Below are 15,185 nucleotides of genomic sequence, written 5' to 3' on the forward strand. Positions count from 1 at the left end.
GCTACAGCAACGGCCATCGCCGCCTCGCCTACAAAACACCTCCATCTGGGAAATGGGAAAGAACCCCTTGGCGAGCTCAGTCGCTCACATCATTCGCTGAACGATCTACAGTTGCGCATACCAGCAGATTTTTACATCTATCCTGCAAAATGCACCCGAAGCTCGGAAGCTCTACAGATGTCTCACATCCCCTGCGCGATCACGCAATGTGCGTGTTCTATTTACCCCGAGCATAAAAAATTGATGCTGGTCCAAGCGCTTAGGAATTGTTCCTGACACAATCCCTGCCTAGGAACAAAGCGGGACATCTCTGCAGGCCGGCTCCGGTCTCAACGTGTAGTTATTCGATGCTGACCAAAAAAGGCAAGTATGGGCTGAAGGCGCTGATTTATCTGGCGCAGATGCCTGTCGGCCGGCTCGCTTTCGTCAACGACATCGCCGTCGCCAACAACATCCCGAAGAAGTTTCTGGAAGCCATTCTGGGCGAGCTGCGCAATGCCGGTTTTCTCCTCAGCCGCAAGGGCAAGGATGGCGGATACCGGCTGGCCAAGCCTGCCGCCGAGATCAAGATCGGCCATGTGATCCGCGTGCTCGATGGTCCGCTCGCTCCGATCGCCTGCGCCAGCCGCACGCAATATCGGCGCTGCGACGATTGCGACGAGGTGACGTGCCAGGTCCGGCACATGATGCTGGAAGTGCGCCAGTCCATGTCCGATCTTCTCGACAATCGCAGCCTCGCGTCCATGCGCGATTCCGCCAATGACGACCTGCCCTGCATCATCAAGCTCGACGCCTGAACGATCGCGCCGAGACTGACGGGAAAGCCCGTTTCAACCGAACGCCCACCCCTAAAGATCGAGCTTCGTCCAGGCACCGTTCTGCTGCGACGAGCGCACGCAGGCTTCCACGAAGGCGACACCTTCCACGCCATCCGTGATCGTCGGATAGATGACCTCCGCCGGAACCTGCGCGCCGAGACGTGCAGCCTTGATGGCGCGTGCTGCCTCCGCATAGATCGTCGCAAAGCCCTCCAGATAGCCTTCGGGATGTCCCGCCGGAATGCGGCTGACGCGGGTGGCTGCAGGCATCGCGCCTGCACCGTTGCGGGTCAGCAGGCGCTTGGGCTCACCGAATGGTGTAAACCAGAGACCGTTCGGGTCGGGCTGGAACCACTCGATCCCGCCTTTGGTGCCATAGATCCGCAGCCGCAACCCGTTTTCATTGCCGGGCGCCACCTGGCTCGCCCACAGCATGCCCTTGGCCGAAACACCGTTGCGCGGCTTGAAGCGCAGCATCACATGCGCGTTGTCGTCCAATGCCCGCCCGGGAACGAAGGCGTCGAGATCGGCTGCCAGCGCGTCAAGCTCCAGGCCCGACACGAAGCGCGCAAGGTTGAAGGCATGTGTGCCGATGTCGCCCGTCGAACCGCCCGCACCCGATTGCGCCGGATCGGTGCGCCACACGGCACCCTTGGCGCCGGTGTCTTCCACCTTTTCCGTCAGCCAGTCCTGCGGATATTCCGCCTGCACGACCCGGATGTCGCCAAGCAAGCCATCGGCCACCATCTGCCGCGCTTGCCGGATCATCGGATAGCCCGTGTAGTTGTGGGTCAACACGAACAGCTTGCCGGATTTCGCTGCGATCTCGGCCAGCGCCTTGGCGTCAGCCAGGTTCGACGTCACCGGCTTGTCGCAGATCACATGGATGCCGGCTTCCAGAAACGCCTTGGCGGCCGGAAAATGCAGATGGTTCGGCGTCACGATCGAGACCGCCTCGATCCCATCCGCCAGCGCACCCTCCACCTCAGCCATTTCCGCGAAGGACACGTAGGAGCGATCCTCGGCGATGCCCAGTTCGTTTGCCGATGCGCGCGCCCGCTCAGGATCAGACGACAGTGCACCCGCCACCAAAACGTACTGCCCGTCGATCCGCGCTGCGATCCGATGCACGCCGCCGATAAAGGCGCCCTGCCCGCCGCCCACCATGCCCAGCCGGATCGGTCTGTTATCTGTGTCCGCCATAACTCAGCCGATCCCCATCATCTTGCGCAACGCCGCGCGATCCGTGTTGCCGCCTGCGAAATCGTCGAACGCCTTATCTGTTACGCGGATGATATGGTTCTCGATGAACGGCGCGCCTTCTGCAGCACCGTCTTCGGGGTGCTTTAAGCAGCATTCCCATTCCAGCACGGCCCACGAATCGTAGTCATACTGCGCGAGCTTGGAGAAGATGCTGGTGAAATCGACCTGCCCGTCGCCCAGCGAACGAAAGCGCCCGGCGCGGTTGATCCAAGGCTGATAACCCGAATACACGCCCTGCCGTCCATCAGGATTGAACTCCGCATCCTTCACATGGAACGCCTTGATGCGCTCATGGTACAGGTCGATGAAAGCGAGATAATCGAGCTGCTGCAGCAGGAAATGCGACGGATCGTAGTTGATCGCGCAGCGCTCGTGACCAACGACCGCGTCCAGGAACATCTCGAACGTCGCGCCATCGAACACGTCTTCGCCCGGATGCAGTTCGAAGGCGACATCGACGCCATGCTCTTCATAAACATCGAAGATCGGCTTCCAGCGCCGCCCAAGCTCGCCAAACGCTTCCTCGATCAGCCCCTCCGGCCTCTGCGGCCAAGGATAAAGATAGGGAAAGGCCAGCGCACCGGTGAAGCCGACGACCGTGTCGAGCCCCAGATTGCGCGACGCCTTGGCCGCCAGATGCATCTGCTCCACCGCCCAGGCCTGACGCGCCTGGGGCTTGCCATGGACGTCTTGCGGCGCAAACGCGTCGAACTGCGCGTCATAGGCCGGATGAACCGCCACCAGCTGCCCTTGGGTGTGAACGGAAAGCTCGGTGATCTCCACGCCGTTTTGCGCGCAGATGCCCTTCACCTCCTGGCAGTAATCGATCGACTCGGCCGCCTTGCGCAGATCAAACAGCTTGCTTTCGCCCGACGGGATCTGCACGCCCTTGTAGCCGAGCCCGCCCGCCCATTTCGTGATTGCATCGAGCGAATTGAACGGCGCGGCATCTCCCACGAATTGCGCAAGAAAGATGCCCGGACCCTTCATCGTCTTCGGCATGGATACCCTCCCCATTTTCCGTTTCGTGCTGTTCACCGACTTAAACCGCAACGCTCATGCAAAGAAGCATGTTTTTCCCCATGCTCCAAAGAGGAACAGCTTTGCGCCAAATCGATCCTGCGCGCATGCCTCATGCTCGACACGAAGGAGCGCGAGGCATAGACGAAGCTCCTTTCAACGGTGTCGCCATGCTGCCGATCGTTCTGCACAATTATTACCGCTCCTCGACCTCCTACCGTGTTCGCATTGCGCTGGCGATGAAAGGCATGAGCTTTACCTATGTCGCGCGCCACATCCGCTCCGGCGGCAACCGCGTGCCGGATTATCTGGCGATGAACCCGCAGGGCCTCGTACCGACGATGGTCTGGCCCGATGGAAGCGTGCTCGGCCAGTCGCTGGCGATCATCGAATTCCTGGAGGAAATGCGCCCGACGCCGGCGCTGCTGCCGGCCGATCCCTTCGGCCGCGCCCGTGTTCGCATGCTGGCGCAGATGATCGCGAGCGATCTGCATCCGGTGAACAATTTCCGCATCCTCGACACCCTGCGCGAACGCTACAAGGCCGATGATGCCGATGTCGCCGACTGGTTCGCGTCCTGGGTGCGCGCCACCTTCGATCCGCTCGAAACGCTGCTCTCCACCAGCCCGGAAACCGGCACCTTCTGCCATGGCGACACGCCGGGTCTGGCTGATATCTGCCTCGTCGCGCAGGCGGTGAACAACCAGCGCTATCAGATCGACATGGCCGCCTATCCCGTGATCACCCGCATCGTTGACGAATGCCTCAAGCTGCGGCCCTTCATCGACGCCCATCCGAGCAACCAGCCCGACGCGGAATAGCGCTCGTCAGCTTTGTTCGGGCCTAGAGGATGAGCCCGGCCTCGGATCGAAGCCGTCCTGCAGCTCGTTCATCGCCAGTTTGATGCGGTCGCGCAGGATGTCGATCGACGCGGTGCCGGAGCGCTGCATCATCGTGCCGAGCTCACCCGCATTCTCCACCGCCGTTTCGAACGTGCGGCGCGCCAGATCCACCTGGCTCGTCATCATCTCCTGCGGAGAACTCGGCAGCTTCATGCCGCGCGCGGTTTCGGTCGCCTGGCTGATCATGCTTTCGAGCATCTCGCGCTGGCGGGTCATCATCGCCGATGTCCCGTCCGCCGTGGCACGAGCCGATTGCTCCAGCGCCTCGAGGTTGCGGCGGTGATGCGCGATGATCCGTTCCACATCGAGATTGGGAATGGGAAGCGTTTGTCCCAGCCGCTTGAACAGATCAATGATCGAATCGGAATTGGATTGCTGCGCCATGGTCTCCTCCCGTGTGATCCGGCTTGATGTAGGCTAGCCTAAGCCGCGCCTGCGCAAAACCCAAGCCGGTCAGCTCAGAAACAGAACGTCGATCGTGTGCAGCGCGATGCCCGCCAATCCGCCGATCGCCATGCCGTTGAAGCGGATATATTGCAGGTCGCGGCCGATATTGAGCTCGATCACCTGCGTCAACTGGCCGAGATCCCAGCTGCGAACCTGCTCGGAAATGAAGCTTGAAACGCCGCTCTTCTGGCTTTCCACGAAGGAGGAAAGCGCCACCACGAAGCCCTCGTTCATGTCGCGGCGGATATTGGCGTCATCGGCAAGGCTGCGGCCCACTTCCACGAAGATGCCGGTCAGATGCGTGCGCAGCATGGATTCGGCCGCACCCACGTCGCGATCGATGAAACCGCGCACTTCCTTCCAGAGCCCGTCGGCCAATGTCGCCAATTCCGGCCGCGCCAGAAGGTTGCGCTTCAGCTCCTCCGCCCGGTCGCGATATTCCGGGGAATGGCGCAGATTGTCGATGAAGCGCGCGACGAAGCGATCGAATTCGTGGCGCATCGGATGATCGTCATCGGCCTTGATGTCTTCGATCAGGCTGGCACCCGAATGCAGGATCTTCTTCAGGAGATAGGCATCGGCGCGGAAGAAGTTGGCGAGCGTCGGCAGCTCCTTGCGGATCCGGTCGCGCAAGGCATCCTGCGCGTCTTCGTCCGTCAGAAAACCGCCGAGCAGCCCGATCATCTCGTCGAACAACCGTTGATGCCGGCGCTCATGTGTGAACGTCGCCAGCAGATCGGCGGCGATCGGCGCCACGTCGATCTTTTCGAGCTGGTCAGTGACGCGCTTGAGAAGAAAGCCGCGCAACCCGGTATTCTCCATCGCCGCCAGCATCTTCGGCATCAGCCGGGCAACAAAGATCGAAAGTCCCTCGGAGCGCTTCTCGTCGGCCAGCCAGTCCGCCACCAGCGCCGCGAAATCGACCTGCTGCAGCTTCTTGCGCACCGGTTCCGGCGCCAGGAAGTTGCTTTCGATGAAGCTGCCGAGATTGTCGGCGATGCGGGTCTGGTTCGATGGAATGATCGCCGTATGCGGGATCGGCAAGCCCAGCGGGTGGCGAAACAGCGCGACAACCGCATACCAGTCAGCCAAGCCGCCGATGGCGGCCGCTTCCGCAAACGCGCCGATAAAGCCGATCACCGGCGACACATCGGCATAGATGCGGCACAGCACGAATACGAGTACGCACAGCGCTAGTGCTGCTGTCGCCAACGCCTTCACGCGCCGCAGGGCACGCGCTTTTTTGACGTCGCTTTGTGTGGGAAAGGAAGGAGCGTTTGAAACCATCAAGCCGCTCGCTCTTGGTTGTTCATGCCGGTCATCCCTAGCCATGTAGGATGACAAAGGTTTCGAACCAGCCGTTACCCGTCACTCAGGCCGATTGCCGCGCGATCCGATCGTTGAACTGGCTCGCAAGCACGATCGGCATCGTGCCCTCTTCAACCGGCGCCAGAATCACCGTGCCGGTGGTTTCGCCATCCATGAAGCGCAGCGTCGCGCCGAACGAGCGCGCCAGCCGCCGCATGGCGACATTGCCGGGGTGAGTCGTCACCTTCAGCTGAAGATAGCCGAGCGCCTGGGCATGACCGATGATGCGGCGAAACAACCGCCGGCCGATGCCATGATGCTGCAAGCTGCGCTCGACACTGAAGGCGATCTCGGCTGTCGGGATGTCGAATTCCGGCCGCTCGTGGAGTTCGGCCGCACCCAGAACCTGATCGTCTTCCACATAGGCGACAACGGTTGCGCCATCGCGAAAACAGCGATCCGCATAGGCGGCAACGAAACCGTCCGATGTGCCGCCATTGAAGCGATCGTGCCGGCTTTCGGCGTCCAATCGCAGCAGATGCTCCTTGAACCGGCATCGATCCGACGGACGCAACTGGCGGATTGCCCCTGCAAGGGTTGGCAACTCAGTTGAGGCAGAAGTCATGTCAGCTCCAAAGGGGTCCTCCCCGAGCGATGGCCCGACACCCCACATATTGTGCAACGCAGCATGATCCGCAAGCAGACAGCTGGTCGCACTTTTCTCTGGAATAATTCTAAACAAGCTTCCATAATAGGGTCATACGAAGCGGGAACGTCCGATGCGTCTGACACGACAAACCAATTACGCGATCCGGATCCTGATGTACTGCGCAGCCAATGATGGCCGCCTCAGCCGCATCCCCGAGATCGCTGCTTCTTACAATGTTTCCGAGCTGTTTCTGTTCAAAATTCTTCAGCCGCTCGTGGAGCACGGTTTCATCACGACGGTTCGCGGGCGCAATGGCGGCGTGAAGCTGGCAAAGCCTGCAACCGACATCACCTTGTTCGATGTGGTGCGTGTCACGGAGGAAGGCTTCTCCATGGCGGAATGTTTCGATGCCGATTCGGATTGCCCGCTGATCGACAGCTGCGGCCTCAATGCCTCGCTGCGCAAGGCGCTGAACGCCTTCTTCGAGGTGCTGGCCGGCGTGTCGATCGCTAGCCTCACCACACCGGAAAGCGACATCCATCGCCGCCTCGGTCTGCCGGAACTCGGAACCGGCCCGGCAGCGATCACCGAGCTTAGACAGGCCAGCTGATCGTTCGCCGCCCCTCGGACAAACAAAAACCGCGCTGACCACCAGCGCGGTTTTTTCGTTTCGAAGGCCTGTTGAACCCTACTTGTTGAGGATCAGCTTGCCCTGTCGGGTGATCTTCAAGCGGTAAAGCGAGCCGCGATGCTCGATCCCGATTTCCGTTTCGCCATGAAAAAGGCTGTCGCTTGCCAGCGTGCGCACGGACCGCAGAACCTGTTGCCGATGCTCCACGGGGATCATGGAGATCGTGCGTGCCTGGGGCCGGAAGTCCATGCGGGTTGCGGTAATCGACATCGCTCTCTCCTTCGTGTCGAGGCGGCAGGACGTCCCGCCGCAATTACTTGACTACGATTATCAGGTTTAAAACGACACGCAAGACCTGTATGGTTTGCGCAGATCGAAACATGTGAGGATGATCGGAATGAGAGTGGGGACAATCATCGCGGCTGCAACAACGAGCACGCTGATGATGCTGGCTTGCGTGAACAGCGGATGGGCGCAAACGGCGCCTTCCTTTTCACTGGAGCTGAACGGTCTGGAAAAATCCGACAATGGCTGCCGGCTGACCTTCGTGGTCAATAATGGCTTCGCGAACACACTGAACCGCGCGGCCTTCGAGATCGCGATGTTCAACAGCCAGGGCGCGGTGGACCGTCTGACCGTGCTTGAGTTCAAGGAGCTGCCGGCCAGCAAGACCAAGGTCACGCGCTTCAATCTGGCCGGTGCCGATTGCGCTCAGATCGGCCGCATTCTGGTCAACGAAGTCACCGATTGTACCGGCGAAGGCATAAACACCGCCACGTGCCGCGCCGCGCTGAAGACCAAATCCCGCGCCGGCGCGGTTCAGTTCGGCCTTTGAGATCGGAAGGATAAACGACGATGTATGTAGCGATGAACCGGTTCAAGGTGGTTTCAGGATCCGAAGCGGAGTTCGAGGCCGTGTGGAAGAACCGCGATTCCAAGCTGAACGAGATGGAAGGCTTCAAGACCTTCCACCTCCTGCGCGGCCCGGTCAACGAGCAGGAAGGCTACACGCTTTACGCCTCGCACACGATCTGGGAAAGCGAAGACGCCTTTCGCGCCTGGACCCGTTCGGAACACTTTCGCGCGTCTCACCGCAACACCGGCACGTCCAAGCCGACCTATATGGGCCACCCGCAGTTCGAGGGCTTCACCCCGGTTGAAGGCGCCTGAACTCCACCGTTGAAACGCACGACACAACGAAAAACGCCCGCATGACCTGCGGGCGTTTTGGTGTCGGTCATCCCGCCCCAGCCGATCGCCTCGGCTGGCGATGGTAAAGCCTCAGATGCCGCTCGACCCAGCACTGAAGCCGGTCGCTCCAGCCGACGATCCTGCCAGCAGGCTGGCATTGCCGCCTGCCGCCGTCGTGTCCACACACACTGCGCGCTCATGTGCATAGGCTGTCGGGTTGAACACTTCCGAGATCACCGGGATGATCGCGCCTGACCGCCGCGCAAGACCCTGCCGAAGCGCGCGCAAACTTTCACCGGCACCGGCAAAAGCCACGGCATCCACATTGACGAGCGCCAGATCGTTAGGATCGACCTGACCATCCACGGCGCGCAGCGGCAGCTCCTTGCCGGTGAGCCCTGCAAGCGAACGCTGCGCGCCCTGAGCCACCGCGAGCACACTGTTGCCAGCCGCCAGCGCCTGCACCACCTGCGCCATCAGCGTGTCCGCATCCGGTCCAAGGCAAAGCACCCGGCCGCGCGGATAAAGCTGCAGCGTGTTGCCCTCGCCCGTCGGCCCCAGCAGATCCACCGGGCCATATTCGGTCGCAGCCGCCGCACTCATTGCCGCCCGCGCCTTGCCGCGCAGAACCTTGCGCAGTGTCGCAATGCGATCGTGCCGCGATCCCCAACCCGACTTCACCGCATCGGCGAACTGGTCGGTGCGCACCTGCACGCTCGCACCCGCCGGAACACCCCAACCCGCACCCGCACCGGCCGAAGCATGCTTGCGGAAGCGATGCAGGTAGTGCGGACCGCCGGCCTTCGGACCCGTGCCCGACAGCCCCTCGCCGCCAAACGGCTGCGAGCCCACCACGGCGCCGATCTGGTTGCGGTTCACATAGATGTTGCCAACATGAACCGTGTCGATCATCTCCTGCACGCGCCCGTCGATGCGCGTATGCAGGCCGAAGGTCAGGCCATAACCGCGCGCATTGATGTCGGCCACGACCTTGTCCAGCTGCTCCGCCTCGAACGTGGCGACATGCAGGATCGGCCCGAACACCTCGCGCTCGAGATCGGCAATCCCGCTCACCCGGAAGATATGCGGCGCAACGAAGGTGCCGTCGGCTGGCGCCTGAAGCTTGGCGATCAGCTTGCCCTGCCGCTCCATGTCGGCGGCATAGGTGCGGATGCCATCCTGCGCTTCTGCATCGATCACCGGCCCGACATCGGTCGAAAGCAGCCACGGATCGCCCATGTTGAGCGTCTGCATCGCCCCGCTCAGCATCTCCAGCACCTTCGCTTCCACGTCTTTCTGGACGTAAAGGATGCGCAAAGCAGAGCAACGCTGGCCGGCACTCTGGAAGGCCGAGGCCAGCGCATCGCGCACGGCTTGTTCGGGCAGCGCGGTGGAATCCACGATCATCGCGTTCAAACCGCCGGTCTCGGCAATCAGCATCGCGTCGGGAGCCGCCGTTTCGGCCAGCTGCTTCTCGATGATCCGCGCCACTTCCGTCGAACCCGTAAAGCAAACGCCCGCCAGATCCGGATGCGCCGTCAGCGGCGCGCCGACGCTTGCGCCATCACCCGGCAGAAGATGCAGCACCTCTTTCGGCACGCCGGCTTCATGCAGCATTTCCACCGCCCGCATCGCGATCAGCGGCGTTTGTTCTGCAGGCTTGGCGATCACCGCATTACCCGTCACCAGCGCTGCCGCGATCTGTCCCGTGAAGATCGCCAGCGGGAAGTTCCAGGGCGAAATACAGCCGATCACGCCGCGCGCCGCACCGCTCGCTTCCGCATGGTATGCTTCAGCCGCGTAGTAATGCAGGAAGTCCACCGCTTCGCGCACTTCCGCCAGACCATCCGCCAGCGTCTTGCCCGCTTCGCGGCTGGCCAGCGCGAAAAACTCGACCGCATTGGCTTCATAAAGCTCGGCCGCGCGCGTCAGCACCGCCGCCCGCTCCGCCACCGGCCGCTTGGCCCAGGCCGGCTGCGCTTGCGTAGCAATCGTCATCGCGCGGTCCACCAACTCAGCGCCCGCTTCGTCCACGAAGCCCACGACGTCGTCCGGCCGCGCCGGGTTGATCACCTCGCGCCGCGTGGTTTCGCCCGTTGCCGGCGTCAGCGGCCCGGCTTCCCACTGCTTGGTCGCAAAGGGCGCGCGCTTGGCATCGAGATCCGCGATCACCAGCGGATCGGTCAGGTCGATGCCCTTCGAATTGGCGCGCAGACCGGTGAAGATGCTGTCGGGCGTCGGTGTGGCCGGGTTCGGCCCCATGCCTTCCTGTTCCACCACGTCGAACGGATCGCGCGCGATCGTTTCGGGCGACACCTCTTCATTGACGATCTGGTGCACGAAAGACGAGTTCGCGCCGTTCTCTAAGAGCCGGCGAACGAGATAAGCCAGCAGATCCTGATGCGCACCCACCGGCGCATAGATGCGGCAGCGCGTGCCTTCCTGCTTGCGCACAGCCTCATGCAGAACTTCGCCCATGCCATGCAGGCGCTGGAATTCAAACGAGGTGCGATCGCTCGCCATAGCCAGGATCGCCGCCACCGTATGCGCATTATGCGTCGCGAACTGCGGATAGATCCGGTCCGTCATGGTAAGCAGCTTGCGGGCATTGGCGATATACGACACGTCCGTATGCACCTTGCGCGTGAACACCGGATAGCCCGGCAGACCGAGCGCCTGCGCACGCTTGATCTCGGTATCCCAGTAAGCGCCCTTCACCAGCCGGATCATGATCGAGCGGTCGTATTTTTCCGCCAGCGCATAAAGCCAGTCGATCACGAAGCCGGCGCGCTGCCCATAAGCCTGCACCACCACGCCGAACCCGTTCCAGCCGGCCAGCTCCGGATCGGCCAGCACGCGGTCGATGATGTCGAGCGAAAGATCGAGACGGTCCGCTTCTTCCGCATCGATATTTAGGCCCATGCGCGCATGACGCGCCGCAAGGCACAGCTTCAACAGCCGCTTGGCCATGACCGGCACCGCCGCCTCGCGTTGAGCGAACTCATAGCGCGGGTAAAGCGCCGACAGCTTCACCGAGATGCCATTGGTGCGACGAACATCCGTACCGGTCGTGCCACTGTCGAGCGCCGAGATCGCGTCCGAATAAGCGCGCGCATAACGCTGCGCATCGGCTTCGGTACGCGCTGCCTCGCCCAGCATGTCGAAGGAATAAAGATAACCCTTGGCCGTCATCGCCTTGCCGCGCTTGACCGCTTCCTCGATCGTGCGGCCGAGCACGAACTGCTCGCCCATTTCGCGCATGGCAGCCGACACCGCGCGGCGGATCACCGGCTCGCCCAAACGCCGCACCATGCCACGCAACGTGCGCTCGACGCCCGCATCGCCTTCGTCCAGAACCTTTCCCGTCAGCATCAACGCCCAGGTGGACGCGTTCACGAAGATCGAGGCGGATTCGCCCGAATGCGCCGACCAGTCATGCGGCGCGATCTTGTCGCGGATCAGGTCGTCCATTGTCGAGGAATCCGGCACGCGCAAAAGCGCCTCGGCCAGACACATCAGCGCGACGCCTTCCTTCGTGGAAAGCCCGTATTCCGCCAGAAACGCTTCCATTCTCCCGGTTTCGCTGGATTCGCGCACCGCACGCACCAGCCGCGCCGCATGATCGGAAATCTCGCTGCGCATCGCCGCGTCGAGATTGGCGCTCTGCACCAGCGATGCAACCATCTCGGCCTCGTCGGGCAGGATGTGGCGGCGCATTCTGTCACGGATCACGGCAAGCGGTTCAGACATCAAACTCAAAGCCTCTGGAAGGAGCTTGAAGGATTATCACGCCGACGCGATTCATCGTGAGCCCAAAGATTGTGGCGAAACGCGCCGTTCGCCCTTATAAAAGGCATGACAAAGGCCAGTTGAACTACAATCAGGATCACCATGGACGATTTGGATCGCGTCGATCGAAACATCATCGCAGCGCTTGGCCGCGATGGTCGGCTTTCGATGGCCGATCTTGCCGAAAAAGTCGGCCTGTCCAAGACCCCCGTGCAAGCCCGCGTCCGCCGTCTGGAGCGCGATGGCTTCATCAAGGGCTACCAGGCCGTCATCGACCGCGCCAAGATGGGCGAAGGTCATATCGCCTTCGTGCAGGTCAAGCTGTCCGACACCACCTCGGCTGCGCTTGACGCCTTCAACAAGGCGGCCCTCGCCGTGCGCGAGATCGAGCAATGCCACATGATGGCAGCGAGCTTCGATTATCTCCTCAAGGTCCGCACCACCGACATCGCCGCTTACCGCCGCGCGCTCGGCGAAAAGATCGCCGCTTTGCCGCATGTCGCGCAGACCTCTACCTTCGTAGTGATGGAAACGGTACGCGACCGCGCATGAAAAAGGCCCGGTCGAAACCGGGCCCTCAAGTCCTGCCAGGCTGGGCTTAAAGCCCCAGCCCGCCAATGCTCACATATTTCGTGTCGAGATAATCTTCGATGCCCTGATGCCCGCCTTCGCGGCCGAGGCCCGACTCCTTCACGCCGCCGAACGGCGCTTCCGGCGTGGTGATGATGCCTTCGTTGACGCCCACCATGCCGTATTTCAGCCCTTCCATGACCCGAAAGGCGCGGCCGAGATTGCCGGTGTAGAAGTAGGCCGCCAAACCATATTCCGTGTCGTTGGCGAGTTCGATCGCCTCATCCTCGCTGGAGAACTTGAACACGGGCGCCACCGGTCCGAAGATTTCTTCCTTCATGAAGCGCATGGCAGGGGTCGCGTTGGAGATCACGGTCGGCTCGTAGAAGGAGCCGCCCAGCGCATGGCGCTTGCCGCCGGTGACGATCGTGCCGCCCTTCTCCTTGGCGTCGGACACCAGTTCCTCAACCTTCTCGACCGCCTTTTCGTCGATCAGCGGGCCCTGCTGCACGCCGGCCTCCGTGCCATCGCCGATCTTCAGCTTGGCGGCGGCTGCCGAGAACTTCTCGACAAAGGCGTCATAGATGCCTTCCTGCACGAAGAAGCGGTTGGTGCAGATGCAGGTCTGGCCCGAATTGCGGTACTTCGCGGCAATCGCGCCTTCCACGGCACGGTCGAGATCGGCATCGTCGAACACAAGGAACGGCGCGTTGCCGCCAAGTTCCATCGACACCTTCTTCACGGTCGAAGCAGACTTCGCGATCAGGATCTTGCCGACTTCGGTGGAGCCGGTGAAGGTGATCTTCTTGACCAGCGGATGCTCGCAAAGCTCGTCGCCGATCTCGCTCGCCGATCCCGTCACGACGTTGACCGCCCCTTTCGGGAAACCGGCTTCCTCGCACAACGCGCCCCAGGCGAGACCGGAATACGGCGTCTGCGAGGCAGGCTTCACCACCGCCGTACAGCCTGCGGCAAGCGCCGGACCGATCTTGCGCGCCAGCATCGAAGACGGGAAATTCCAAGGCGTGATCGCGGCAATGACGCCGGTCGGCTCTTTGGTGACGAGAATGCGCCGGTCAGCCCAGGGCGACGGCACGACATCGCCATAGGTGCGGCGCGCTTCTTCGGCAAACCAGAGGATATAGGCAGCCGACGCCCCGACCTCGCCCTTGGCCTCGGCAAGCGACTTGCCCTGTTCGAGCGTCAGAAGCTCGGCCAACGAATCCTGATTGTCCATGATTGCGTCATGCAGCTTGCGCAGAAGCTTGGAGCGTTCGAGTGCGGAGGTCTTGCGGTAAAACAGGAACGTCTCGTTCGCCGCTTCGATCGCGCGCTTGGTTTCGGCGCGGCCACCTCTTGGAACGGTGCCGATCTTCAGACCCGTGGCGGGATTGATCACGTCGATCGTCGCACCCGAATCGGCCTGCACCCATTCGCCGCCGATCAGGTTCGCTTCCCTCATGAACTGGCTGTATTTCTGCAGCATCGACTATCCTCCTGCTTCTCTGCGACATTTCAGGACCCGGATGATCCCTGCTCGTCGGGCAGGTTAATAGAAAACGTGCTCCGCCACAAAGAGCCAGACAACCGTGGTTCCTACCGCAAAGGCCGTCGAGGTCGTCATCGTGTTGGAGGTCAGCGCCTGTCCCGTGCCGAACCGCGTGGCGATCAGATAGGGATTGATGCCGCTTGGAATGGCCGCAGCCAGCACCGCCACCTTGGCGCTGAGCGGCGGCATGTCGAGCAACAAGGCGATGACGAGGGCCGAAGCCGGCATCAGGACGAGCTTGAAAGCCGTCAGGCATAGAACCGGCTTCAGATGCCCGCCGATGCCGAAGCGGCGCAGCGACAGGCCCATCGCAAACAACGCTACCGGCACCGCCGCATTGGCAAAAGCATCCACGAAGCGCATCACGAAAGCAGGGATCGGCACGCCGGAAAAGCGCCAGACGAGGCCGATCAGAATGCCGATCACGATGGCGTTCGACAAAAGCTTGCGGCCGAAATCCAGAAGCACTGTCCCCATGGCGGGACGTTCCAGATCTTTTGGCCGCATCAGTTCGAACAACAGGATCGACAGACCCATCATGATCGGCAGATGGATCGAGATGATCAGCGACAGCGTCGTGAAGCCTTCCTGACCGTAAACGCCGAGGCTGAGCGGAATGCCGAGCATCAGGAGGTTCGAGAAGCCGGACGCCAGACCGCCTGTCATGGCCGTTCGGTCATCACGCCCGAACGCCCGCTTGAGCGTGAAAAAGGCCACACCCCAGGCAATGAACACGGAAGAAAAATAGGTGACCCACAAGGCCCAGGGCGCCGTACCGCCGAAAGTTGCGGTGGCCACCGTGCGGAAAAGCAGCATCGGCAAACCGACGCTGACCGCAAACTGCGTCAGGGCCTCGCCCACGTCGAGTTTCAAAAAGCCGCTCAGCGCGGCAAGATAGCCGAGCGCCACTAGGCCGAACACGAACAGGATGGTTTCGATCAACGCGTGCATGCAAGTTCGATAGGCCTGCCCGCAGCAGGGAGCAACACGGCTTTCGTCTCACGAAGAAAAAGCCGGGCTTATTGGCCCGGCTATTTGGTCGTCGCAG

At 61.9% G+C, this 15,185-nt stretch carries 15 protein-coding genes; 6 read left to right on the forward strand and 9 right to left on the reverse strand.

Going from position 1 to position 15,185, the window contains the following annotated elements:
• Positions 1-347 precede the first annotated feature (347 nt).
• Positions 348-797, forward strand: a complete 450-nt coding sequence (locus JYU29_RS08720) for an RrF2 family transcriptional regulator (RefSeq protein ID WP_213984428.1) — start codon at positions 348-350, stop codon at positions 795-797.
• 51 nt (positions 798-848) lie between these two features.
• Here JYU29_RS08720 and JYU29_RS08725 read toward each other — a convergent pair whose 3' ends face one another.
• Together JYU29_RS08725 and JYU29_RS08730 are read right to left on the reverse strand one after the other, a co-directional pair.
• Positions 849-2,021: a Gfo/Idh/MocA family protein gene (locus JYU29_RS08725; RefSeq protein ID WP_213984429.1), complete on the reverse strand. Its 1,173-nt coding sequence runs from the start codon at positions 2,019-2,021 to the stop codon at positions 849-851.
• A gap of 3 nt (positions 2,022-2,024) precedes the next feature.
• Positions 2,025-3,083, reverse strand: coding sequence for a sugar phosphate isomerase/epimerase family protein (locus JYU29_RS08730; protein WP_213984430.1), 1,059 nt, complete (start codon positions 3,081-3,083; stop codon positions 2,025-2,027).
• Positions 3,084-3,271: 188 nt separating this feature from the next.
• Between JYU29_RS08730 and maiA the strand changes: the two genes are divergently transcribed.
• Positions 3,272-3,922: a maleylacetoacetate isomerase gene (gene maiA / locus JYU29_RS08735; RefSeq protein WP_213984431.1), complete on the forward strand. Its 651-nt coding sequence runs from the start codon at positions 3,272-3,274 to the stop codon at positions 3,920-3,922.
• 6 nt (positions 3,923-3,928) lie between these two features.
• On the opposite strand, the gene JYU29_RS08740 is transcribed toward maiA, so the two are convergent.
• From JYU29_RS08740 to JYU29_RS08750, 3 genes are all read right to left on the reverse strand, one after another.
• Complete coding sequence (locus JYU29_RS08740) at positions 3,929-4,387, reverse strand: phasin family protein (protein WP_213984432.1); 459 nt, start codon at positions 4,385-4,387, stop codon at positions 3,929-3,931.
• Between the two features lie 69 nt (positions 4,388-4,456).
• Positions 4,457-5,737 (reverse strand): DUF445 domain-containing protein, encoded by a 1,281-nt coding sequence (locus JYU29_RS08745; RefSeq protein WP_213984433.1) that lies wholly within the window; start codon positions 5,735-5,737, stop codon positions 4,457-4,459.
• Between the two features lie 85 nt (positions 5,738-5,822).
• On the reverse strand, positions 5,823-6,383 hold the full coding sequence (locus tag JYU29_RS08750; protein WP_213984434.1) for a GNAT family N-acetyltransferase: 561 nt from the start codon (positions 6,381-6,383) through the stop codon (positions 5,823-5,825).
• A 154-nt stretch (positions 6,384-6,537) separates the two neighbouring features.
• Between JYU29_RS08750 and rirA the strand changes: the two genes are divergently transcribed.
• The gene (gene rirA, locus JYU29_RS08755; protein WP_213984435.1) at positions 6,538-7,017 is read left to right on the forward strand and encodes an iron-responsive transcriptional regulator RirA; all 480 of its coding nucleotides are present in this window, start codon (positions 6,538-6,540) and stop codon (positions 7,015-7,017) included.
• A gap of 78 nt (positions 7,018-7,095) precedes the next feature.
• Here rirA and hemP read toward each other — a convergent pair whose 3' ends face one another.
• Complete coding sequence (gene hemP / locus JYU29_RS08760) at positions 7,096-7,254, reverse strand: hemin uptake protein HemP (protein ID WP_250157366.1); 159 nt, start codon at positions 7,252-7,254, stop codon at positions 7,096-7,098.
• Positions 7,255-7,435: 181 nt separating this feature from the next.
• On the opposite strand from hemP, the gene JYU29_RS08765 reads away from it, so the two are divergent.
• Complete coding sequence (locus JYU29_RS08765) at positions 7,436-7,873, forward strand: hypothetical protein (protein ID WP_213984436.1); 438 nt, start codon at positions 7,436-7,438, stop codon at positions 7,871-7,873.
• A 20-nt stretch (positions 7,874-7,893) separates the two neighbouring features.
• On the forward strand, positions 7,894-8,208 hold the full coding sequence (hmuQ, locus tag JYU29_RS08770; RefSeq protein WP_213984437.1) for a heme-degrading protein HmuQ: 315 nt from the start codon (positions 7,894-7,896) through the stop codon (positions 8,206-8,208).
• Positions 8,209-8,319: 111 nt separating this feature from the next.
• Here the strand turns inward: hmuQ and putA are convergent, their stop codons facing one another.
• Positions 8,320-11,979 (reverse strand): bifunctional proline dehydrogenase/L-glutamate gamma-semialdehyde dehydrogenase PutA, encoded by a 3,660-nt coding sequence (gene putA / locus JYU29_RS08775; protein ID WP_213984438.1) that lies wholly within the window; start codon positions 11,977-11,979, stop codon positions 8,320-8,322.
• Between the two features lie 141 nt (positions 11,980-12,120).
• Between putA and JYU29_RS08780 the strand changes: the two genes are divergently transcribed.
• Positions 12,121-12,570: an Lrp/AsnC ligand binding domain-containing protein gene (locus JYU29_RS08780; protein ID WP_250157317.1), complete on the forward strand. Its 450-nt coding sequence runs from the start codon at positions 12,121-12,123 to the stop codon at positions 12,568-12,570.
• A 46-nt stretch (positions 12,571-12,616) separates the two neighbouring features.
• Here JYU29_RS08780 and JYU29_RS08785 read toward each other — a convergent pair whose 3' ends face one another.
• Both JYU29_RS08785 and JYU29_RS08790 read right to left on the reverse strand, forming a co-directional pair.
• Entirely contained in the window at positions 12,617-14,074 is a 1,458-nt protein-coding gene (locus JYU29_RS08785; protein WP_213984439.1) for an NAD-dependent succinate-semialdehyde dehydrogenase, read from the reverse strand.
• A gap of 63 nt (positions 14,075-14,137) precedes the next feature.
• Complete coding sequence (locus JYU29_RS08790) at positions 14,138-15,088, reverse strand: AEC family transporter (RefSeq protein WP_213984440.1); 951 nt, start codon at positions 15,086-15,088, stop codon at positions 14,138-14,140.
• Positions 15,089-15,185 lie beyond the last annotated feature (97 nt).

The sequence above is a fragment of the Tianweitania aestuarii genome (assembly GCF_018457165.1).
Lineage (GTDB): Bacteria > Pseudomonadota > Alphaproteobacteria > Rhizobiales > Rhizobiaceae > Tianweitania > Tianweitania aestuarii.

What these genes read in the sequence shown, in the direction of transcription:
- JYU29_RS08730 (WP_213984430.1), bottom strand. Translation starts at nt 3,083, where the DNA reads ATGCCGAAGACGATGAAGGGTCCGGGCATCTTTCTTGCGCAATTCGTG.
- hemP (WP_250157366.1), bottom strand. Translation starts at nt 7,254, where the DNA reads ATGATCCCCGTGGAGCATCGGCAACAGGTTCTGCGGTCCGTGCGCACG.
- putA (WP_213984438.1), bottom strand. Translation starts at nt 11,979, where the DNA reads ATGTCTGAACCGCTTGCCGTGATCCGTGACAGAATGCGCCGCCACATC.
- JYU29_RS08785 (WP_213984439.1), bottom strand. Translation starts at nt 14,074, where the DNA reads ATGCTGCAGAAATACAGCCAGTTCATGAGGGAAGCGAACCTGATCGGC.
- JYU29_RS08720 (WP_213984428.1), top strand. Translation starts at nt 348, where the DNA reads ATGCTGACCAAAAAAGGCAAGTATGGGCTGAAGGCGCTGATTTATCTG.
- JYU29_RS08725 (WP_213984429.1), bottom strand. Translation starts at nt 2,021, where the DNA reads ATGGCGGACACAGATAACAGACCGATCCGGCTGGGCATGGTGGGCGGC.
- JYU29_RS08750 (WP_213984434.1), bottom strand. Translation starts at nt 6,383, where the DNA reads ATGACTTCTGCCTCAACTGAGTTGCCAACCCTTGCAGGGGCAATCCGC.
- JYU29_RS08745 (WP_213984433.1), bottom strand. Translation starts at nt 5,737, where the DNA reads ATGGTTTCAAACGCTCCTTCCTTTCCCACACAAAGCGACGTCAAAAAA.
- JYU29_RS08790 (WP_213984440.1), bottom strand. Translation starts at nt 15,088, where the DNA reads ATGCACGCGTTGATCGAAACCATCCTGTTCGTGTTCGGCCTAGTGGCG.
- JYU29_RS08765 (WP_213984436.1), top strand. Translation starts at nt 7,436, where the DNA reads ATGAGAGTGGGGACAATCATCGCGGCTGCAACAACGAGCACGCTGATG.
- JYU29_RS08780 (WP_250157317.1), top strand. Translation starts at nt 12,121, where the DNA reads ATGGACGATTTGGATCGCGTCGATCGAAACATCATCGCAGCGCTTGGC.
- JYU29_RS08740 (WP_213984432.1), bottom strand. Translation starts at nt 4,387, where the DNA reads ATGGCGCAGCAATCCAATTCCGATTCGATCATTGATCTGTTCAAGCGG.
- rirA (WP_213984435.1), top strand. Translation starts at nt 6,538, where the DNA reads ATGCGTCTGACACGACAAACCAATTACGCGATCCGGATCCTGATGTAC.
- maiA (WP_213984431.1), top strand. Translation starts at nt 3,272, where the DNA reads ATGCTGCCGATCGTTCTGCACAATTATTACCGCTCCTCGACCTCCTAC.
- hmuQ (WP_213984437.1), top strand. Translation starts at nt 7,894, where the DNA reads ATGTATGTAGCGATGAACCGGTTCAAGGTGGTTTCAGGATCCGAAGCG.